Genomic DNA, 19,150 nt, shown 5'->3' on the forward strand with positions numbered 1-19,150 from the left:
CTGCTGGACGCGGATCAGGCTGTCTGCCCTGCGCGCTGCCACAGCAATTCAAGATAGCTGTCATTGTCAAGGGCCTTGCCCAGGCGCTGGGCTTCCCAGACAACCTGTCCCAGGCATTCCATGATTTCGTGTGCAGCCTGGTGCGGATCGTAGCGGGCGGCCAGTGCATCGTGCGCGGCCCGGATGCCGGGAGGATGGTCTACCTGAACCTGCTCGGAGATGGCAAGGTGCATCGAGAGGTGCAGGTAGGGGTTGGTGCGCCCGGCCTCGACCGGATATTCGGCCTCGATGGCGTCGGGGCGCTCCAGATCTGCATGGTACTCGGGGTGCTGCAGTATCCATCCCAGGGCCATGTCTTCGAGCGGCGTCAGCAGTTCGCGTGCCTTGTGCTTGCGCCAGGTTTCGATGAAAAACTGGCGGACTTGTTCACGGGATGGATTGAACATGGTGGCAGAACGGATCAGCGGATAGGCAGGGCGTACATCAGGCCGCCATCATACCACTGGCGGTTCAGACCCCGTGGAATCTGCAGTGAGCTGTTCTCGCCGACATTGCGGGCATAGCTTTCGCCATAGTTGCCGACCTGCTTGACGATGTTGTAGGCCCATTTCTCGTCGAGGCCGAGGTTCTTGCCGGCTCCTGGAGTGACGCCCAGGATGCGTTGTACGTTTGGATTCTCGCTCTTGAGCTGTTCATCGACGTTGGCCTGGGAAATACCGTATTCCTCTGCCTCGAGCATGGCGTAGAAAGTCCATTTGACGATATTCAGCCAGGCATCGTCACCTTGCCGTACGAATGGGCCCAGCGGCTCCTTGGAAATGATTTCGGGAAGGACCAGGTAGTCGTCAGGATTGGCCAGGCGGGAAATGCGGATCGAGGCCAGGCCGGATGCATCGGTACTGAAGACATCGCAGCGACCTGCCGCAAAGGCATTGACCACTTCATTGAACTGGTCGAAGACGACAGGGGTGTACTGGATGTTGTGGCCACGGGCCCAGTCGGCAAGGGTATTTTCGTTGGAAGTGCCGGTTTGCAGGCAGATGGTGGCACCGTTCAGGTCGAGAGCGCTGTCTACATCCAGGCTGCGTGGCACCAGAAAGCCCTGGCCGTCATAGAAGTTGATGCCGGCACCGATGATGCCGAGCGCAGTATCGCGCTGCTGGGTCACGGTGGTATTGCGGGTCAGCACGTCGACCTCACCGGACTGCAGTGCGGTGAAGCGTTGCTGGGCATTGAGCGGTACGGCCTTGAAACGGGATGCATCGCCGAAAACGGCAGCGGCGATGGCCTTGCACAGGTCGATGTCCAGACCACGCCATTCGCCCTTGTCGTCGGGGGCAGAGAAGCCGGCGAAGCCGGTCGTGGTGCCGCACTGAACGACACCACGCGCTTTGACTGTGTCCAGCGTCGAGGCCTGGGCGGTAGCCAGGGGGCCGAGTGTCAGCAGTGTGGCTGCAATAAGGGCGGGAATGCGCATCCTGGATCTCCAGTGGTCATGTAATAGGGTGAAACTTAACATGGAACTTAACCGGCCATGTTAGCGACCACGGGTCGCTGCTGGATGAACAGCATCAGTCCTGGAATAAATTTATTTCTTTGTATTATTAGTTATGATATATCATTCTATTTTTAACTGGAGTGATCATGAAAGTACTGGCATCCCTCAAGAATGCGAAGACCCGTCACCGCGACTGTCAGGTCGTGCGCCGACGTGGCAAGATCTATGTCATCTGCAAGAGCCAGCCGCGTTTCAAGGCGCGCCAGGGGTAATTCACTCACAGTCCGTTGCATCTCTCGGAGGCCTCTTTCGTTAAAAACAGGGTGGCTTCAACCTGCGCTGCATGAGATAATGGTAAATTGCTTGCAGTTCAACGTGTTTAATGTCTGATGCGTTCAGGAGTGAAGATGAGTACGGACAGAATAGAATTGAAAGATATCGGCCTGAAGGTCACCTTCCCGCGCCTGAAGATCCTTGACGTGTTTCGCAGTAGCGAACAGCGCCACCTGAGTGCAGAAGATGTCTATCGCCTGCTGATGAATGACGGCGTCGAGATTGGTCTGGCCACGGTCTACCGCGTGCTGACGCAGTTCGAACAGGTCGATCTGCTCAAGCGCAGCCAGTTGGGCAGCAGCAAGGCCGTCTACGAGCTCAACGATGGCGAGCGCAACCATGGTCATATCGTCTGCACGCAAAGCGGCGATGTGACCGAGTTCTACGATCCCCAGATCGAAAAGCGCCTGCAGAAAATCTGCGAAGAGCGTGGTTTCACGCTGTCGGAACACACCATCACGGTCTTTGCCACTCCCAAGGCCTGATGTCCGGGCGTGCCGAGAGGCATGCCATCCGATATGGTGCAGAAAGCCATGGCTACCTGTCGAGGGGCCGTGGCTTTCTTTTTCAGATTGGGGAGTGATGGGGCACAGCCCCGCAAGGCGCTTCAGCGCGACCGTCGGCTCGCCAGGATGATGCCGGCAAAGATCGCGCCGATGCCAAAGACCTGGTAAATGTGCAGGTGTTCACCCAGAAACAGCACGGAAAGCATGGCCCCGAAAGCGGGCATCAGGTGAATGAACAGCCCGGCACGGGCTGCGCCGGCACGGTCTACTCCCAGGTTGTACAGCAGGTAGGCCAGCACTGACGGAAAAATGCCGACATAGGCGAATGCAGCGGCGACCTCGCCATCGAAATGCCGTATGGTCTGCCCGGACAGGTATTCCCATGCGAATAGCGGAAGCAGCAGAATGACGCCGATCAGGATCTGCATGCCCATCAGGCCGATGCGATCGATGTCGGCCGGGATGCGCCTGAGCCAGAGCGTGTAGAGCGCCCAGCACACCATGGCGCTGAAAATGATCAGGTCCCCCTGACTGAAGCTCAGGCTGGTCAGGCGTTGCCATTGCCCCTGGGAAACAATGATCAGGACGCCGGAGAATGACGTCAGCAGTGCGATTCCCTGACGCAGGCTCAGGTGCTGGTGATAGAACAGGGCACCGAACAGTACGATCAGGATCGGAATGAACGAGTTCAGCAACAGCGCATTGGTGGCCGTGGTTGTGGTCAGCCCGGTATAGATCAGCGTGTTGAAGGCACCGACGCCGATGGCCGAAATCAGCAGCAGTTGCCAGCGGATTGCCAGATAGCGCAGCCTGTCGCGGCGCATGGTTTTCCAGGCAAAGGGCAATATGCAGAGCAGGGCGATGAGCCAGCGGCCAAATGAAAGCGTCAACGGAGGAATGACACCGTTGACCGCACGTCCCACGACAAAATTTCCCGCCCAGAACATGGGCGGCAGGATCAGGATCAGCAGGTTTGCCAGACCGCCTCGAGGCGAAGTGATGGATGAGTCGGAGGCGGAAGGCATGGCAAAAGGGGAAGGCTTGCTCAGCGAGCGTTGATGATGCGCATGCCTTGGGCTTTGCCTTCGGTGTCGCTGACCTGGATGGTTACGCGGCCGGGGCGGAATCCTTCGGGCAGAGGAGCGAGCCCGTGGACATGCTCGTATTGACCGAATGATACATCGACCGGTTCGAGCATGAGGGTTTCGCTGCGGCCTGATGGGTAGACGCCCGCCACAGACAGGGTGAGCTTGCCTGAGAACGGGGTATCGAGATTGCTGTCGTTGGTCAGCAGAACATGATAGTAGAGACCCTGATCCTGGCGCAGGAAACGTCCTGCCCTCACGCCGACGGGGCTGCTGCGCGGATCGGCCGGCATGGCTTCCAGGAACAGGCGGATGTCTTCGCGCAGTGGCTCGAGCGCCTGGCGTTCCTGGGCCAGGGACTGCTCCAGTTGCTGGACGCTGCGCTGGCTGTCGTCCAGAGCCTGCGAGGTCTGCTCAAGGTTGCCCTGCAATTGCTGCTGCGACTGCTTGGTGACCTGCAGTTCGTTGGTCAGCGCCTGGGATTCCACCACAGTCAGCCGTTGTGCACCGTAGTTTTTCTGCAGGAAGAGAAGCCCGCTGGCACCCATGATGATGCCGAGCAGCAGCAGAATCAGCCAGCGCGGCAGTCGGAAGCCCCGGCGGCGCGAATCGTAGGACGACTGGAAAAGGACGGGTTGGGATTTCTTGAACAGTGCCATCTGGCCGTGGTTCCTCTCTTGATATGAATGGCGGCACCGGCGATGGGTGCGCGAGGTGACAGCGGAAGGATAAAGGGTATTGTGGAGGCGTTGTTACATCGAAAACAAGGATTGCCTCTTAAATATTCTGATGCATCTGGTTGTGCCCATGTGGCGCATGTGCTTACAGATAAGGAGAGGCCAGCCAGATCAGGCGGTTGCGCAATTGCTTGATGCGTGGGCGTGCACGCAGTGTTTCAAGTGTTTCAGGGCTCGATTGGGCGATGGCACCATCAATGCGACGGGTGATCCAGGCAGCCAGTGCTGGATCGTAGACTTCCATGTCGACTTCGAAATTCAGTCGCAGGCTGCGCGGATCCAGGTTGGATGTGCCGACATAGGACCAGGCACCGTCTACGGTCAACAGCTTGGCATGGTCGAAGATGCCGTGCGCGCGCCAGACCCGGCAGCCTGAGCCGAGAATCTGGTCAAGCTGGGCGGTCATTGCGTAGTCGACCATGCGCAGGTTGTTGTTGCTGGGAATGACGATATCCACGGCAATGCCGCGCCGGGCGGCGGTGTTGAGCGCGGCGATCAGCGGCTGGTCCGGCAGGAAATACGGCGTATGGATGCGGACACTGCGTTCGGCTACGGCCAGGGCCCCCAGGATCATGTTGTGCGTGCTGCCGATGTTCTGGTCAGGGCCGGATGCGACGACCCGGATGGCCGTGGGATGCATGTTGTCCGGTGCTGGCGGCGGATCTTCAGGGAACCAGGGGGGGCCTTCCAGTGTTTCGTGGGTGCTGAATTTCCAGTCTTGCGCAAAGATGTGCATCAATTGCGAGACGATCGGACCCTCGAGGCGGAAGTGGGCATCCCGTGCGGGCGTACCACCCTTTGCCGGTGTGATGAACTCTTCACGGATATTCATGCCACCCGTCAGCGCCAGCGTGCCGTCTATGATCATGATCTTGCGGTGGCTGCGCAGATTGGCATAGGCCAGTCGCAGGCCGAAGGCGGTATTCATGAACAATGCGGTCTGCACACCACCTCGCAGCAGCATGCTGGTAATCGGCGGGTGAGAGTAGCGTGCGCCGATAGCGTCGATCAGGACACGTACCTCCAGCCCTCGCTTGCGTGCATCGATCAGCGCCTCGGCAATTTCCTTGCCGATGGCATCGCAATCGAAAATGTAGCTGGTCATGGCTACCGAATGGCGGGCATTGCGGATGGCCGCAAGCATGGCGGGATAGGTTTCCGGGCCGCCATCCAGGGCCTGGATGCTGCTGTTGGTCAGCAGGGGAAAGCCACTGATGTGATCGCCCAGTGTCTTTTGCGACCAGAGATGCCGAGGAGCGAAAGGTCCCAGATTGGTGACGGCATGACGTCCGCCATGCTGGATCGGACAGGTGATCGCGGCGTTGTGCTCCTGGTGGACCTTGTCCTGGCGGATGCGGTTGATGCCGGCGATAAGATAGAAAAAGGTACCGAACAGCGGTGAGAACAGGATGACTGCGACCCAGCCGATGGCTGCACGGACATCGCGCTTGCTCATGGCGGCGTGTACGGCCGCGACGGCGCTGATGCCAAAGGTTGCCAGGAAGGCCAGATGTGGCCAGTATTCGGCCAGGAAGTCGCGCAGAGTGTCCATGGCTTCTTATAGCATGGATGTATCGGGCGACTGCCGTTGCGGCCGGGTCAATTGATGGTCGAGAGCAGCGAGTCGTTCGGGTGTGCCGATATCCAGCCATTGCCCCTCGTGCCGCTGGCCGATGACCTTGCCTTCGGTCAGTGCGGCGCGCAGCAATGGCCCCAGCGCCTGGCGTTGTCCGGATGGCACGCTGTCGAAAAAGCGGGGGTGATAGATGCCGATGCCTGTGAATGTCAGGGATTGATCGGGCCGGGTGTCGTTGATGTCGGTGACCTTGCCTGCATTTGTGAGACTGAAATCGCCTTGCCGATGATGTTCCGGGTTGGCGGTCAGCAGCAGCCATGCATCCGGCGTGTTGGCGGCAGACTGTGGGTCGTGAGTCAATCCGGCAGCCAGAGGGGATGCCTGCGCGTAATCCCAGTCACACCAGACATCGCCATTGACGACCAGGAACGGGTCGGTACCCAGCAATGGCAGTGCCTGGCGAATGCCGCCGGCAGTCTCGAGCGCTTCGGTTTCATATGAGTAATGCAGGTGGACGCCCAGGCGCTGGCCATCGCCCAGGGTTGCTTCTATCCGTTCGCCCAGCCAGGACAGGTTGATGACAATATCCCGGATGCCGGCCTGAGCCAGACGTGCGATCTGCCACTCGATCAGGGGGCGGCCTCCAACGGTCAGCAACGGCTTTGGAGTGTGGTCGGTCAGTGGGCGCATCCGCTCGCCCCGGCCGGCTGCCAGGATCATGGCGCGCATCAGAACGCAATCCCGTTGTAGGTGCGGATATTTTCGAGTCGGTCGAGCAGTTTCAGCAGCGGACGCAGCGGCTGGTATCGTTGTGCCACCTGACGGACGTATTGCGTGACACGCGGGAGGTGGTCCAGATACCAGGGCTTGCCATCACGGTAGTTGAGCCGGCAGAAGACGCCCATGATGCGAAGGTTACGCTGCAGGCTCATCCATTCGTACTCCTGATGGAAGACGGAGAACTCGGAAGGCAGTGGCAGGCCGGCAGCGCGGCCGAGTTCCCAGTAGCGGATGGCCCAGTCTAGCTGCTGGGCTTCATCCCAGGTGGTGCGCGCATCGGTAACGAGCGAAGCGATGTCGTATGTGATAGGGCCGAGCAGGGCATCCTGGAAATCCAGGATGCCCGGGTTGCGTGCCGGGTCGCCTTGCCCGGCGGCAGGATAGGTCACCATCAGATTGGGACTGTGGAAGTCGCGGTGCACCAGCACGCAGGGCTGGCTGGCAGCCGAACGTGCCAGCAACCGGAAAACCGTTTCCAGATCTGTCTGCTCTTGTTCTGTCAGTGTGCTGCCATGATGGCGCTCGACGTACCATTCCGGAAAGAGCGACATTTCATCCAGCAACCGGGCTTCGTCGTATACAGGCAGGCCTGCTGTGGCGCTGCCCTGCATGCGTACCAGCGCCGCAAGCGCATCGCGATACAGTACCTGCAGCGTGCCGTCTTCGAGTCCTTGCTGGACAGCACTGTAGTATGTCGTGCTGCCCAGATCACTCAGCAGGAGAAAACCTTGGGCGAGGTCCTGGATCAGTATCTCGGGAACCGTCACGCCAGCCTCTTGCAACAGGCCGGCAACATGCACGAAAGGATGGCTGTCTTCTCGTTCGGGAGGGGCATCCATGACGATCAGGCTGTTGCCAGAGTGGGTCTGCAGCCGGAAGTAGCGACGAAAACTGGCATCGCTGGAGGCGGGTTGCAGGGTGTCGAGGCGCAGCGCCAGTGTGGCGGGCAGGCCGTTCAGCCAGCTTTCCAGCTGGGTCAGCCGTAGATCTCGGGGTTCGTGCATTGACGCGGTTCCGTGAAGCGAATTGCAAATCGCCATTGTATTTCCGCCATCGGCTTTGCGCCATTCTCTATAATAGTCGTTTACCTCCATCTTCAAGGCTCGCTGCTTCCCGTGTTCATGGTCAAAAGGTTCGCTTTCCTGGCAATGCTGGCAACAGGCGTCAGTCAGGCCCAGTCCGTCACGCCCGAAAGCGCCGATACGGTCCAGCTACTGATTTCTCCAGGGCTGAGGCTGCCGGCCGGCATCATCGAAGATGACCAACCGGTATTTCTCGATGGTGACCAGGTCGATGGTACCGGGCAGGATACGGTTACCCTGACCGGCAATGGGAGCATTCGTCGCACTGGCACTTCGCTCAAGGGTGATCGCATCGACTATGACCAGCGCAGCGGCTGGGTCGATGCCGTCGGTGATGTCAGGCTGATGCGCGATGGTGGCCTCATCCGCGGCCCTGGCCTGCGCTACAACGTCAACACCGAACAGGGAGAGGTTGACCAGCCCCGTTTTCATCTCGGCGCTTCCGGGGCTTCCGGCCATGCGGCGACGGCCACCATTCACGACCGGCAGCGCATGAGCATGACCGACGTGGTGTATACCGGCTGCCCCTGCCCCAACCCTGCCTGGGAAATCCGCGCCCGTGATGTCGATCTCGATTTCGAGGAAAACGAGGGAGTTGCACACTGGGGGGTGCTGTATTTCAAGGATGTGCCCATCCTGGCCTCGCCCTACCTGACTTTTCCGATCAAGAAGGAGCGCAAGAGTGGGTTGTTGATGCCAACCTACGGTACGACCAGCAAGGGAGGGTTCGATTTTTCATTGCCCTACTATTTCAACCTGGCACCCAACTACGACATGACCCTGACGCCACGCCTGCTGAGCAAGCGCGGGGTGCAGCTTGGCGGCGAGTTTCGCTACATGGGCAGTACCTACGAAGGGCAGATGCATGGTACCTGGCTGGACCATGATCGCGAGGCCAAGCGCGATCGCTGGATGTACTCGACTCAGCATGCGCAGCGACTGGGTGGCGGTTTCAGCATGGGCTGGGATATCAATGCTGCATCCGACGATGACTACTTTCGGGATTTTTCGACTTTTGGTCTGAATGAGGCCTCTACAACGACACTTAATCGGAGTGGGCAAGTGTCTTGGGCCAATCAGTACTGGAGCTCATATGTATTGGTACACAAGTATCAGACATTGCAGGATGCAGATGCACCCATCACGCCTCCGTTCGAGAAGCTTCCCGAGGTAGGTGTGCGTGGTGCCCGATATGGCTGGAATGGCTTCGATATCACGACCGATCTGACTTCAACCTGGTTTCGTAATTCCTGGTACAACTATCAGAATGCATCGAGGTTGAGCGCGCTTTATGAAGGGCAGAGATTGTCATCCTATACGACGATTGCCTATCCGATCGTGCGTGCGGGATGGTATATGACGCCCAAGTTCGGCATGCATGCCAGTCGGTATGAAACAGATTACTTCCAGAGCAATGGTGGCAGGCGAGCCATCGATCCTCGCGTAACGCAATCTCGTGCAGTGCCTATTTTTTCATTTGATACCGGCATGACGTTTGAGCGAAGGGCCTCGTTGTTTGGCAAGGCTTCGACGCAAACCCTTGAGCCACGCATCTATTACCTGTGGGTTCCTTATCGCAATCAGTCCAACCTGCCGCTGTACGATACGTCGGTGGCCACTTTCAGTTTTGCTCAGGCATTCAGCGAGAATATCTACAGTGGCGGCTGGGATCGTATTGCCAATGCCAACCAAGTGACACTGGGGTTGACATCGCGATGGCTGGATGAAGATACCGGGTTCGAGCGCCTCAAGCTCGAAGGGGCTCAGCGTATCTATTTCGAAGATCAAAGGGTAACTTTGCCAGGCGAGACGCCGCGTACGGGTGCACGATCAGATTACCTGATTGGAGCCAGCGCAGCACTGACCAATACCCTGACGACGCAGACATCCCTGCAGTACAACCCCGATGAAAGTCGGTGGGAGAGAGCCACAGCAGGTTTCAAGTGGTTGCCTCAACGGTCTGCATCGATTACTGCGGCCTATCGATACCAGCGCGAGCCTACACCAGGCATTGTGGATCTGTCGCGTCCGCGTACGCCGCAAGAACAGGTCAGCACGACTTTTCAATGGCCTTTCAGCAACCGCTGGTACACCCTGGGGCGCATGGACTACTCGTTGCGTGAAAATCGTTTCACACAGGCGATTGGTGGTGTCGAATACAAGGGTGATTGTTGCTGGGTGGGCCGTTTCGTGGTGCAGCGCTACGCTGTTTCCGCCAATGATGCCAATACGGCTTTCTTCTTCCAACTTGAACTGAGCGGGCTGGGATCGCTGGGAACGGATCCGATGAGCTTGCTGTCTAAGAGCATTACGGGCTATCAGGTAATCAATCCGCCTGCGCCGGATCGCTCGATTTTTGAAAGGTACGAATAAATGCGAAACGCGCGACAAGCGTACATCTGGCAGCGCCGGCTGCCGCGACTGGTCATGGTGCTGGCGACGTTTGCGCTGGCACCTCAGCCTCATCTCATGGCCGCCGAGGCACAACAGGTACTGCAGCCCGCTGCGGCGGAGCGTTTGAGCGATGGCATTGCGGCGATTGTCGACAAGGATGTCATTACGTTGCGCGAATTGTCGCGGCGGGTGGCAGAGGTACATGCAGACCTGGCGCGTCGCGGCATACAGTTGCCGCCCGATGCCGATCTCGAGCAACAGGTATTGCAGCGGATGATTACCGAGCGCCTGGAGCAGCATGAGGCGGAGCGGCTGCATATCGCCGTCAATGATGCCCAGGTCGATCAGGCGATTGCCGTGATTGCACAGCGCAATGGCATGTCGCAGCAGGAACTTCAGCACAAGATCGAGGAATCGGGCCTGACGTGGGCGGCCTATCGTACCGAAATCACTGACAGCATCCGCCTTGATGCCATTCGTCAGCGTGCCGTGGATCCCACTATCACGATTTCCAATGCCGAGATCGATGCCTTCCTCGCCGAGCAGGAGTCGCGGGCCAATGCCGTGGGTACTGCACGGCCCAACCTTGCCGCCCCGGTCTCTGTGCATCTTGCCCAGATCCTGGTTCGTGTGCCGGAAGGTGCTGCCTCCAGTGATGTGGCAGCACTGCGCCAGCGTGCCGAGGATGTGCTGGCGCGAGCGCGTGCCGGTGAGGATTTTGCTTCTCTGGCCGCTGCGGCATCGGATGGCCCTGAGGCCTTCCAGGGGGGAGATATGGGCGAGCGTCCGTTGCAGGCCTGGCCCGATCTGTTCATTATCGCCATTCGTGGCTTGCAACCAGGACAGATGACCGAGCTGGTGCAGAGTGGCAATGGTTTTCACATCATCAAGGTTGTCGCCAGTTCGGGGGGCGATGCTGCCCAGGCACAGCAGCAACTGCAGTTCGAGCGAAGCCAGCAGGCCCTGGCAGAAGGCCCCATGCCGGTCACCCAGACCCATGCCCGCCATATCCTGATCAAGACCTCGGCGGTGATGAGCGATGAGCAGGCGCGCACGCGCCTGGAGCAACTGCGCCAGCGAATCCTGGAAGGGAAGGAAAAATTCGAGGATCTGGCTCGCCAGCATTCCAATGACACCTCGGCACCGCAAGGTGGCGATCTGGGTTGGCTGACGCCGGGCGAAACAGTACCGCCCTTTGAACAGGCCATGGACGCGCTGGATTCCGGCCAGGTCAGCCAGCCCGTTCAGAGTCCGTTTGGCTGGCATCTCATCAAGGTTGAGGAACGCCGGACCCAGGACATGGCCGAAGAGTACCAGCGCATGCAGGCACGGCAGATCCTGTTCGAGCGACGTGCCGGACCGGCATTCGAGGAGTGGTTGGGGCAGTTGCGTGACCAGGCCTATATCGAGAATCGCCTGGAAAAGCGTGCCCGACTGGAACAGGAACTGTGAGTACGCGGGGACATGGCGGCGGGCATCAGGCCCGCAAGCGTTTCGGGCAGCATTTCCTGGTCGATGAAGTCGTCATCGACCAGATCGTGCGTGCCATTGGTCCCGAGCGTGCCGATCTGATGGTCGAGATCGGTCCAGGCCAGTCGGCACTGACGGCCCCATTGTTGCAGCAGCTCGATTGCCTGCATGCCGTCGAAATCGATCGGGATCTGGCCGGACGTCTGCGCCAGCAACATGGCGAGCGTCTGAAACTGACCAATGCGGATGCGCTGCAAGTCGATTTCAGGGAGTTCGGTGCGCCACTGCGGATCGTCGGCAATCTGCCCTACAACATCTCGACGCCATTGCTGTTTCATCTGGTCCAGGCGATCGATGTCGTCAAGGATCAGCATTTCATGCTGCAGAAAGAGGTCGTGGATCGTATGGTCGCGGCACCGGGCTCGTCGGATTACGGGCGGCTGTCCGTCATGCTGCAATTGCGCTATCGCATGGACAGCCTGTTCGATGTGCCGCCCGATGCGTTTGATCCACCTCCCCGTGTCACGTCAGCCGTGGTCAGGATGCGTCCGCTTCCGGAAAGCCGACCGAAGCCGGCCAGCATGGCGGTATTCGAACAGGTCGTGACCCGAGCCTTTTCGCAGCGTCGCAAGATGTTGCGTCGTGTCCTGGGAGCATGGGCGGCTGCCGTGCCCTGGGAGTCGCTTGGGATTGAAGGGACGGCGCGCGCCGAAACGCTGTCGGTGGCGCAGTTCATCGACCTGGCTGATGCCTTGAAGGATATTGTCGAATCAGGAGGCGGTGATGTGTCCGCAACGTGAAAATACTGTCAGTGATATCGAGGGTGTGAATCCCGCCATCCAGGATGCAACCCGCATCGACGATGTGCGCATCAGTGCCGTGCGGCCGCTGATTTCGCCAGCCTTGCTGCTCGATGAGCTGCCCGTGAACCCGGCGGCACACAGCCTGGTCGAGCGCAGCCGTGCTGCGATTGCAGATATCCTGCACGGCCGCGATGACCGGCTGCTGGTTGTTGTGGGCCCCTGTTCCATTCATGATCACGGGCAGGCTATCGAATATGCCCGCAAGCTGCAGGGCATTGCCCGGTCCCTGGAAAAAGAACTGCTGATCGTCATGCGGGTGTATTTCGAGAAGCCGCGTACCACCGTTGGCTGGAAAGGCTACATCAACGACCCCTTGCTCGATGGCAGCTTTCGCATCAACCTGGGTTTGCGCAAGGCGCGCGAGTTGATGCTTGATATTTCCGACATGGGCTTGCCAATTGCCACGGAATTTCTCGACCTGCTCAGCCCGCAGTATCTCTCCGACCTCGTGACCTGGGGGGCGATCGGTGCACGAACCACTGAAAGCCAGAGCCACAGGCAACTGTCTTCGGGCCTGAGCTGTCCCCTGGGTTTCAAGAACGGTACCGATGGTGGCGTGCAGGTTGCGGTGGATGCCATCGTGGCGGCCAGTTCCTCGCATGCCTTCATGGGCATGACCAAGCTGGGTACGGCGGCGATCTTCGAAACGCGCGGCAATCCGGATACCCATGTCATCCTGCGTGGCGGCAAGCATGGTCCGAACTACGATGCGGCGAGTGTAGAGGCCTGCTGCCAGGCGCTGCGCAAGGCAGGTCTGCGCGAACAGGTCATGATCGATTGTTCGCACGCCAATTCAAGCAAGGATTATGCCCGGCAGGTGCCAGTTGGTCAGGATGTCGCGGGGCAGATCGCCGCAGGTGAGCAGCGTATTACCGGCGTCATGATTGAAAGCCACCTGGAGGCCGGACGGCAGGACCTCAAGGAAGGCGTGCCGCTTGCCTATGGCGTATCGATTACCGACGGCTGCCTGGGCTGGTCGCAGACCGAACCCCTGCTTGAAATACTGGCGGACGCAGTGCGTCAGCGACGCTTGTAAGTGACGAAGTCGTAAGCGTAGCCGTTTTCGGGCGGCTGCGGCCGGCGTTCCACTTCTGCCCAGCGGGCAGGAGGCAGTACCGGAAAGTACGCATCCCCGTCGACATCCTGGTTGATTTCCGTTGCGCAGATGGTATCGGCCAGATCCAGGGCCAGCGCATAGACCTGGGCACCTCCAATGACGAAAACCCGGTTGGCAGGCATGGCCAGTGTCAGTGCCTCCTGAAGCGTTGGTGCTACCTTGGCACCCGCTGCAGAATATGCTGCATCACGGCTGATGACGATATTGAGGCGACCGGGCAGGGGGCGCCCGAGCGATTCCCAGGTTTTGCGCCCCATGATGATGGGATGCCCCAGCGTGGACTGCTTGAAATGGGCCAGATCGCCCGGCAGGTGCCAGGGCAGGGTGTTGTCCTTGCCGATGACGCGGTTGCGGGCATGGGCGACGATCAGGCTGATGGCAGGTTGGGTCATGGCAGGGATCCGGCTCAGACGGCGACAGGCGCCTTGATGTGAGGGTGGCACTGGTAGCCCTCGATCTCGAAATCCTCGTAGGCATATTCGAAAAGAGAATCGGGACGACGCTTGATGCTCAGGCTCGGATAGGGGTAGGGCGTGCGAGACAGTTGCAGCTCGACCTGCTCGAAGTGATTGCTGTAGAGATGGCAGTCGCCGCCCGTCCAGATAAAGTCGCCGACATCCAGGTTGCATTGCTGTGCCACCATGTGTGTCAGCAAGGCATAGCTGGCGATGTTGAATGGTACGCCCAGGAAAATATCGGCGCTGCGCTGGTAGAGCTGGCAGGACAGCTTGCCGTCGGCCACGTAGAACTGGAACATGGCATGACAGGGTGGCAGGGCCATCTGGTCGATCAGTCCGACATTCCAGGCCGAAACGATCATGCGGCGCGAGTCGGGTGTTTCCCTGATCTGTTGCAGTACCTGGCTGATCTGGTCGATATGGTGGCCATCCGGAGCCGGCCAACTGCGCCACTGAACACCGTAGACGGGCCCGAGGTTGCCTGCTGCATCGGCCCATTCGTCCCATATGGTGACGCCACGCTCCTGTAGCCAGCGCACATTGGCGTCGCCCCGCAGGAACCAGAGCAATTCGGTGAAGATGCTGCGGGTGTGCAGCTTCTTGGTGGTGACCAGCGGAAAGCCTTCCGACAGGTTGAAGCGCATCTGGTAGCCGAACACGGAGCGTGTGCCGGTACCGGTGCGGTCTGTCTTGGTTGTGCCATGCTCATAGACATGGCGCATGAAATCTTCGTATTGACGCATGGGCGAGGGTTCCTGCCTGGATCAGTCTGCGGTATTGCTGGTATCGATGAGTGTCACGCTCCAGTCCAGCGTTGCGGTCTTGCCAAGCATGGCCGAGGCCGAGCAGTATTTCTCGTGCGAAAGCTGCACGGCCCGTTCGACAGCCGCCAGCGGCAGCTTGCGGCCCGAGACGGTAAACGCGAAGCGGATATGGGTGAATACCTTGGGGTCGGTGTCGGCACGCTCGGCCTGCAGTTCGACGCGGCAGCCATCTACCTTGTGACGACCGCGCTTGAGGATCAGGACCACATCGTACGCCGCACAGCCGCCGGCACCTGCCAGCAGCATCTCCATCGGGCGGGGAGCCAAATTGTTGCCGCCGCCTTCCGGGGCACCATCCATTGCCGTGACATGGCCGCTGCCAGTGCTGGCGACGAACAGCATGCCGGATGGCCCGGTCCATTCAACTTTGCATTCCATGTGTATTCCTTGGCCTGTGCGTATGATCCGTAATGATAAAGCATGGGCCATGGGCTTTGGCAGCTATCGATGGACTCTGTCTTGCAGGGGGCTGTGTGGTGGAATGGTTTCCGATGGGATGGGGTTAACCCTTTTGTTGCCTGGTGATGATCAAGGTATTTGTATCTGTATATTGCGCTGCACAAAAACAACAGAACAGCAGATATGCTGTGGTTCTTCCAAAAATCTTGCGTTGCACCATTTTCCTTGTATATAATTGAGTCATCGGATGTCGAGGCAGATTGGTGCGGTGAGCACACCCCGATCTGCAAGGGTTAACCCCCGGACATGCCAAGGTTGTCTCCTCCACCCTCCTCCTTTGGTGGATTTACCCCGAAACCGTTTGGTTTCGGGGTTTTTTTTTGGGGTTTGTTGCAATTGCCCACGAGCGTCATATACCAAAGTTACAATTTGGGCAGATAATAGAGGGATAGTAAAAACAGCGCGCCACTCCAATATATATATGTATGGCACGCAGCCCCGGCAAGGGGATTCCGGCAAGTGAGGCAAGAGTGACCTGGTTAACGATCTGTGTGGTGGCGTTCATGGTAGGTGGCCTGATCGTGGCATCCGAGCGGTGGCACGGTGCGCTGACGGGCGACAGCGACATGAGCAAGCCGCAGGCTTTCCACAGTCGGGCGACGCCTCGCGTGGGTGGGCTGGCCGTGCTGGCCGGCACGATGGCCGGGCTGCTGGTGCTGGGACCCAGCAACATGACGCTGGCCTGGCTCTGGCCGGCATTGTTCCTGGCTGCCTTGCCCGTATTCGTTGCCGGCCTGCTGGAGGACATCACCAAGGACATCGGTGCCGGCAAGCGTTTGCTGGCGGCCTTCGCCTCGGCGGCGATTGCATGGTGGCTGCTGGGTGGGGTCAGTCGGGTGGGGTTCGAATGGATAGACTGGCTGCTGGCTTTCTGGCCTGTATCGTTGCTGTTTACAGTCATCGCCGTGGGGGGGTGCACCCATGCACTCAATATCGTTGATGGCATGAATGGGCTGGCAGGCATGGTGGCCACGCTGATGGCTGCCTCGATCAGCCTGGTGGCCTGGCAGGTTGGCGATATGCCGATTTTCCTGATTTCCGCTTCCCTGGCGTCGGCCACGCTGGGATTCCTGGTCTGGAACTTTCCTTTCGGCCGCGTTTTCCTCGGGGATGGCGGTGCCTATTTCATCGGTTTCATGCTGGCCGAACTGGCTGTGCTGCTGGTGGTGCGCAACCCTTCCGTTTCGCCGTTCTATGCATTGGCTGTGTTGTTCTATCCGGTTTTCGAGACGCTGTTCTCGATCTGGCGGCGCAAGTTCAAGCGTGGCGTACCGGTCGACCAGCCGGATGCATTGCATTTGCACCAGCTTGTGTTCCGTCGCCTGGTCCGGGTGACATTCAGTCGTCGGCAGCGTCATGCCATACCGGCACTCTGCAACGCACTCGCCTCTCCCTATCTCTGGGGGCTGGCCCTGATCGGGCTGGTGCCTGCCACTATCTGGTGGGACAACGCCTGGGCGTTGTGCGCCAGCATCCTGGTTTTTTCCATTTGCTATGTCTGGCTGTATGCGCGTCTCGTATCATGGCGCCGGCCTGACTGGCTGCTTCTGCCTCGCAACTGGCGTGCCGATTGAGGCGCTGTCGTTCAAGGCTTGTTCCGATTGTCGATTACCCTATGGCGCATGACGCCGCAACAGGAGAAAATCTTGCATATCAATGATGTCAAACTGGCCATTATCGGATTGGGTTATGTCGGGCTGCCGCTGGCCGTCGAATTCGGTCGCAAGCGTTCGGTCGTCGGTTTCGATATCAACAAGGCGCGCATTGCCGAATTGCAGTCGGGCCGTGACCATACCCTCGAAGTCTCGAGTGAAGAACTGGCCGAGGCCGGCCAACTGTCATTCAGTCACGAAGTCAGCGACCTGGCCCAGTGCAATGTCTTCATCGTCACCGTGCCGACGCCGATCGACGAATACAAGCAACCCGACCTGACGCCGCTGGTCAAGGCCAGTGAAACCATTGGCCGCGTCCTGAAGAAGGGCGATATCGTGATCTATGAGTCCACGGTCTATCCGGGGGCGACCGAAGAGCGTTGCGTGCCGGTGCTGGAGCAGGTCTCCGGCCTGATTTTCAACCAGGATTTTTATGCGGGCTACAGCCCGGAGCGTATCAATCCGGGCGACAAGACGCACCGGGTATCCACCATTCTCAAGGTCACTTCGGGTTCGACGCCTGAGGTGGCGGATCTGGTTGATGCACTGTACGCCAGTATCATCACCGCGGGTACGCACAAGGCGTCCAGCATCCGGGTCGCCGAGGCCGCCAAGGTGATCGAGAATACCCAGCGCGATGTCAATATCGCGCTGATCAACGAACTGGCACTGATCTTCAACAAGATGGGTATCGATACCGAGGCTGTTCTCAAGGCTGCCGGTACCAAATGGAATTTCCTGCCGTTTCGCCCCGGCCTGGTCGGTGGCCACTGCATCGGCGTCGATCCGTATTACCTCACGCACAAGGCACAGGCCATCGGCTACCATCCGGAAATCATTCTGGCCGGCCGTCGTCTGAACGATTCGATGGGGCAATATGTCGCTTCGCAACTGGTCAAGGCCATGCTCGGCAAGCGGATCCAGGTCGATGGTGCACGCGTGCTGATCATGGGGTTGACCTTCAAGGAAAACTGCCCTGACCTGCGCAATACCAAGATCGTCGACATCCTGCATGAGCTGCGCGAATACAACGTGGAAGTCGATGTCTATGATCCCTGGGTGAATCCCGAGGAAGCAGTGCATGAATACGGTATCCGTCCGATCACCGAGCTGCCGCAAGGTGCCTACGATGGCGTTATTCTGGCAGTCGCGCATCACCAGTTCGCGGACATGGGTGCGCCCGCCATCCGGGCACTGGGCAAGAAGGCGCATGTGCTGTACGACCTCAAGTACCTGCTGACGGCCGAGCAATCGGACCTGCGTCTTTGACCTGCCACGGAGATCCATGCTCATGTCCGAATACCAGACTGTCCAGGAAACCCTGCGCCGTACCCCTGCCACCTGGCTGGTAACTGGCTGCGCCGGCTTCATCGGTTCCAACCTGATCGAAACCCTGCTGCGCCTCGACCAGCAAGTGGTCGGTCTCGATAACTTCGCGACCGGGCACCAGCATAATCTCGATGAGGTGCAGGCTCAGGTGGGGCCCGAGCGTTGGGCGCGCTTTCGTTTTATCGAAGGTGATATCCGTGATCTCGAAACCTGCCGTCATGCACTGAAAGGTGTGCGTCATGTGCTGCATCAGGCTGCGCTGGGCTCGGTGCCCCGTTCGCTGAATGATCCGATCACCAGCAATGACGTCAATGTGTCCGGTTTTCTCAACATGTTGACGGCCGCACGCGATGAAAAGGTAGCTTCGTTTGTGTACGCTGCCTCGAGTTCGACCTATGGCGATCATCCCGGATTGCCCAAGGTCGAGGATACAATAGGTCGGCCACTGTCTCCCTATGCCGTCACCAAGTTCGTCAACGAACTGTATGGTGATGTGTATGCGCGTGCATACGGTTTTTCCAGTACGGGCCTGCGTTATTTCAATGTATTCGGCAAACGCCAGGATCCGGATGGGGCCTATGCAGCGGTGATTCCCAAGTGGATCTCGGCCATGATCCAGGGCCAGGTCGTGCGTATCAATGGCGATGGCGAAACCAGCCGCGATTTCTGCTTTGTCGAGAATGCGGTGCAGGCCAATCTGCTGGCATCCGTCAAGCAGGCCCAGGGTGAACACCAGGTCTACAACGTGGCGGTCAATGCCCGCACCACGCTCAACACGCTGTATGAGCAGTTGGTCGAAGTCCTGGCGCTCAACGGTGTACAGGTCACTGCACGTCCCGAACACGGTGATTTCCGGGCTGGCGATGTGCGCCATTCCCAGGCTGATATCGGCAAGGCCGCGGCAGCATTGGGCTTTGCACCGACCCATACCCTGCGTCAGGGGCTGGAAGTGGCCATGCCCTGGTATCTCGACTTCCTGCGCTGAAC

At 59.1% G+C, this 19,150-nt stretch carries 19 protein-coding genes; 9 read left to right on the forward strand and 10 right to left on the reverse strand.

Going from position 1 to position 19,150, the window contains the following annotated elements; genetic code table 11:
• Window positions 1-14: 14 nt before the first annotated feature.
• Both ABN482_RS14620 and ABN482_RS14625 read right to left on the reverse strand, forming a co-directional pair.
• On the reverse strand, window positions 15-446 hold the full coding sequence (locus ABN482_RS14620; RefSeq protein ID WP_349504671.1) for a DUF1841 family protein: 432 nt from the start codon (window positions 444-446) through the stop codon (window positions 15-17).
• 14 nt (window positions 447-460) lie between these two features.
• Window positions 461-1,477: an amino acid ABC transporter substrate-binding protein gene (locus ABN482_RS14625; protein WP_349504672.1), complete on the reverse strand. Its 1,017-nt coding sequence runs from the start codon at window positions 1,475-1,477 to the stop codon at window positions 461-463.
• Between the two features lie 167 nt (window positions 1,478-1,644).
• Here ABN482_RS14625 and ykgO point away from each other — a divergent pair, with 167 nt between their 5' ends.
• Together ykgO and ABN482_RS14635 are read left to right on the forward strand one after the other, a co-directional pair.
• Complete coding sequence (gene ykgO / locus ABN482_RS14630) at window positions 1,645-1,770, forward strand: type B 50S ribosomal protein L36 (protein ID WP_109060492.1); 126 nt, start codon at window positions 1,645-1,647, stop codon at window positions 1,768-1,770.
• A gap of 135 nt (window positions 1,771-1,905) precedes the next feature.
• Window positions 1,906-2,316, forward strand: coding sequence for a ferric uptake regulation protein (locus ABN482_RS14635; RefSeq protein ID WP_349504673.1), 411 nt, complete (start codon window positions 1,906-1,908; stop codon window positions 2,314-2,316).
• 122 nt (window positions 2,317-2,438) lie between these two features.
• Here ABN482_RS14635 and ABN482_RS14640 read toward each other — a convergent pair whose 3' ends face one another.
• The 5 genes from ABN482_RS14640 to ABN482_RS14660 form a co-directional block, all read right to left on the reverse strand.
• A complete protein-coding gene (locus tag ABN482_RS14640) occupies window positions 2,439-3,362 on the reverse strand; it encodes a DMT family transporter (protein WP_349504674.1) in 924 nt (307 codons plus the stop codon).
• 20 nt (window positions 3,363-3,382) lie between these two features.
• Entirely contained in the window at window positions 3,383-4,081 is a 699-nt protein-coding gene (locus tag ABN482_RS14645; protein ID WP_349504675.1) for a DUF6776 family protein, read from the reverse strand.
• Between the two features lie 163 nt (window positions 4,082-4,244).
• A complete protein-coding gene (locus ABN482_RS14650) occupies window positions 4,245-5,711 on the reverse strand; it encodes a phospholipase D-like domain-containing protein (protein ID WP_349504676.1) in 1,467 nt (488 codons plus the stop codon).
• Window positions 5,712-5,717: 6 nt separating this feature from the next.
• A complete protein-coding gene (gene murU, locus ABN482_RS14655) occupies window positions 5,718-6,464 on the reverse strand; it encodes an N-acetylmuramate alpha-1-phosphate uridylyltransferase MurU (RefSeq protein ID WP_349504677.1) in 747 nt (248 codons plus the stop codon).
• The gene (locus ABN482_RS14660) at window positions 6,464-7,519 is read right to left on the reverse strand and encodes an aminoglycoside phosphotransferase family protein (RefSeq protein ID WP_349504678.1); all 1,056 of its coding nucleotides are present in this window, start codon (window positions 7,517-7,519) and stop codon (window positions 6,464-6,466) included. Before ABN482_RS14660 ends, murU begins: the two co-directional genes overlap by 1 nt.
• A 117-nt stretch (window positions 7,520-7,636) precedes the next feature.
• Between ABN482_RS14660 and ABN482_RS14665 the strand changes: the two genes are divergently transcribed.
• From ABN482_RS14665 to ABN482_RS14680, 4 genes are read left to right on the forward strand one after another with little or no spacing between them, the layout of a single operon-like run.
• Entirely contained in the window at window positions 7,637-9,970 is a 2,334-nt protein-coding gene (locus ABN482_RS14665; RefSeq protein ID WP_349504679.1) for an LPS-assembly protein LptD, read from the forward strand.
• On the forward strand, window positions 9,971-11,443 hold the full coding sequence (locus tag ABN482_RS14670) for a peptidylprolyl isomerase (RefSeq protein ID WP_349504680.1): 1,473 nt from the start codon (window positions 9,971-9,973) through the stop codon (window positions 11,441-11,443).
• Window positions 11,440-12,261 (forward strand): 16S rRNA (adenine(1518)-N(6)/adenine(1519)-N(6))-dimethyltransferase RsmA, encoded by an 822-nt coding sequence (rsmA, locus tag ABN482_RS14675; protein ID WP_349504681.1) that lies wholly within the window; start codon window positions 11,440-11,442, stop codon window positions 12,259-12,261. Before ABN482_RS14670 ends, rsmA begins: the two co-directional genes overlap by 4 nt.
• Entirely contained in the window at window positions 12,245-13,360 is a 1,116-nt protein-coding gene (locus ABN482_RS14680) for a 3-deoxy-7-phosphoheptulonate synthase (RefSeq protein ID WP_349504682.1), read from the forward strand. Before rsmA ends, ABN482_RS14680 begins: the two co-directional genes overlap by 17 nt.
• Here ABN482_RS14680 and ABN482_RS14685 read toward each other — a convergent pair.
• The 3 genes from ABN482_RS14685 to ABN482_RS14695 are packed head-to-tail and all read right to left on the reverse strand — an operon-like array spanning window position 13,345 to window position 15,101.
• On the reverse strand, window positions 13,345-13,833 hold the full coding sequence (locus tag ABN482_RS14685; RefSeq protein WP_349504683.1) for a dihydrofolate reductase: 489 nt from the start codon (window positions 13,831-13,833) through the stop codon (window positions 13,345-13,347). The two genes, ABN482_RS14680 and ABN482_RS14685, sit on opposite strands and share 16 nt — an antisense overlap.
• A 14-nt stretch (window positions 13,834-13,847) precedes the next feature.
• Window positions 13,848-14,642, reverse strand: coding sequence for a thymidylate synthase (locus ABN482_RS14690; RefSeq protein WP_349504684.1), 795 nt, complete (start codon window positions 14,640-14,642; stop codon window positions 13,848-13,850).
• A gap of 21 nt (window positions 14,643-14,663) precedes the next feature.
• Window positions 14,664-15,101: an OsmC family protein gene (locus ABN482_RS14695; RefSeq protein WP_349504685.1), complete on the reverse strand. Its 438-nt coding sequence runs from the start codon at window positions 15,099-15,101 to the stop codon at window positions 14,664-14,666.
• Window positions 15,102-15,652: 551 nt separating this feature from the next.
• On the opposite strand from ABN482_RS14695, the gene ABN482_RS14700 reads away from it, so the two are divergent.
• From ABN482_RS14700 to ABN482_RS14710, 3 genes are all read left to right on the forward strand, one after another.
• Window positions 15,653-16,756: an MraY family glycosyltransferase gene (locus ABN482_RS14700; protein WP_349504686.1), complete on the forward strand. Its 1,104-nt coding sequence runs from the start codon at window positions 15,653-15,655 to the stop codon at window positions 16,754-16,756.
• A gap of 72 nt (window positions 16,757-16,828) precedes the next feature.
• Entirely contained in the window at window positions 16,829-18,103 is a 1,275-nt protein-coding gene (gene tviB / locus ABN482_RS14705) for a Vi polysaccharide biosynthesis UDP-N-acetylglucosamine C-6 dehydrogenase TviB (protein ID WP_349504687.1), read from the forward strand.
• A 16-nt stretch (window positions 18,104-18,119) separates the two neighbouring features.
• Window positions 18,120-19,148: an SDR family oxidoreductase gene (locus ABN482_RS14710; protein ID WP_502877308.1), complete on the forward strand. Its 1,029-nt coding sequence runs from the start codon at window positions 18,120-18,122 to the stop codon at window positions 19,146-19,148.
• Window positions 19,149-19,150 lie beyond the last annotated feature (2 nt).

The organism is Corticimicrobacter sp., assembly GCF_040137905.1.
Classification (GTDB): domain Bacteria; phylum Pseudomonadota; class Gammaproteobacteria; order Burkholderiales; family Burkholderiaceae_B; genus Corticimicrobacter.

Bases quoted from the DNA above. Each gene is read 5' to 3' on its own strand.
- ABN482_RS14620 (WP_349504671.1), bottom strand. From the start codon at position 446: ATGTTCAATCCATCCCGTGAACAAGTCCGCCAGTTTTTCATCGAAACC.
- ABN482_RS14625 (WP_349504672.1), bottom strand. From the start codon at position 1,477: ATGCGCATTCCCGCCCTTATTGCAGCCACACTGCTGACACTCGGCCCC.
- ykgO (WP_109060492.1), top strand. From the start codon at position 1,645: ATGAAAGTACTGGCATCCCTCAAGAATGCGAAGACCCGTCACCGCGAC.
- ABN482_RS14635 (WP_349504673.1), top strand. From the start codon at position 1,906: ATGAGTACGGACAGAATAGAATTGAAAGATATCGGCCTGAAGGTCACC.
- ABN482_RS14640 (WP_349504674.1), bottom strand. From the start codon at position 3,362: ATGCCTTCCGCCTCCGACTCATCCATCACTTCGCCTCGAGGCGGTCTG.
- ABN482_RS14645 (WP_349504675.1), bottom strand. From the start codon at position 4,081: ATGGCACTGTTCAAGAAATCCCAACCCGTCCTTTTCCAGTCGTCCTAC.
- ABN482_RS14650 (WP_349504676.1), bottom strand. From the start codon at position 5,711: ATGGACACTCTGCGCGACTTCCTGGCCGAATACTGGCCACATCTGGCC.
- murU (WP_349504677.1), bottom strand. From the start codon at position 6,464: ATGCGCGCCATGATCCTGGCAGCCGGCCGGGGCGAGCGGATGCGCCCA.
- ABN482_RS14660 (WP_349504678.1), bottom strand. From the start codon at position 7,519: ATGCACGAACCCCGAGATCTACGGCTGACCCAGCTGGAAAGCTGGCTG.
- ABN482_RS14665 (WP_349504679.1), top strand. From the start codon at position 7,637: ATGGTCAAAAGGTTCGCTTTCCTGGCAATGCTGGCAACAGGCGTCAGT.
- ABN482_RS14670 (WP_349504680.1), top strand. From the start codon at position 9,971: ATGCGAAACGCGCGACAAGCGTACATCTGGCAGCGCCGGCTGCCGCGA.
- ABN482_RS14680 (WP_349504682.1), top strand. From the start codon at position 12,245: ATGTGTCCGCAACGTGAAAATACTGTCAGTGATATCGAGGGTGTGAAT.
- ABN482_RS14685 (WP_349504683.1), bottom strand. From the start codon at position 13,833: ATGACCCAACCTGCCATCAGCCTGATCGTCGCCCATGCCCGCAACCGC.
- ABN482_RS14690 (WP_349504684.1), bottom strand. From the start codon at position 14,642: ATGCGTCAATACGAAGATTTCATGCGCCATGTCTATGAGCATGGCACA.
- ABN482_RS14695 (WP_349504685.1), bottom strand. From the start codon at position 15,101: ATGGAATGCAAAGTTGAATGGACCGGGCCATCCGGCATGCTGTTCGTC.
- ABN482_RS14710 (WP_502877308.1), top strand. From the start codon at position 18,120: ATGCTCATGTCCGAATACCAGACTGTCCAGGAAACCCTGCGCCGTACC.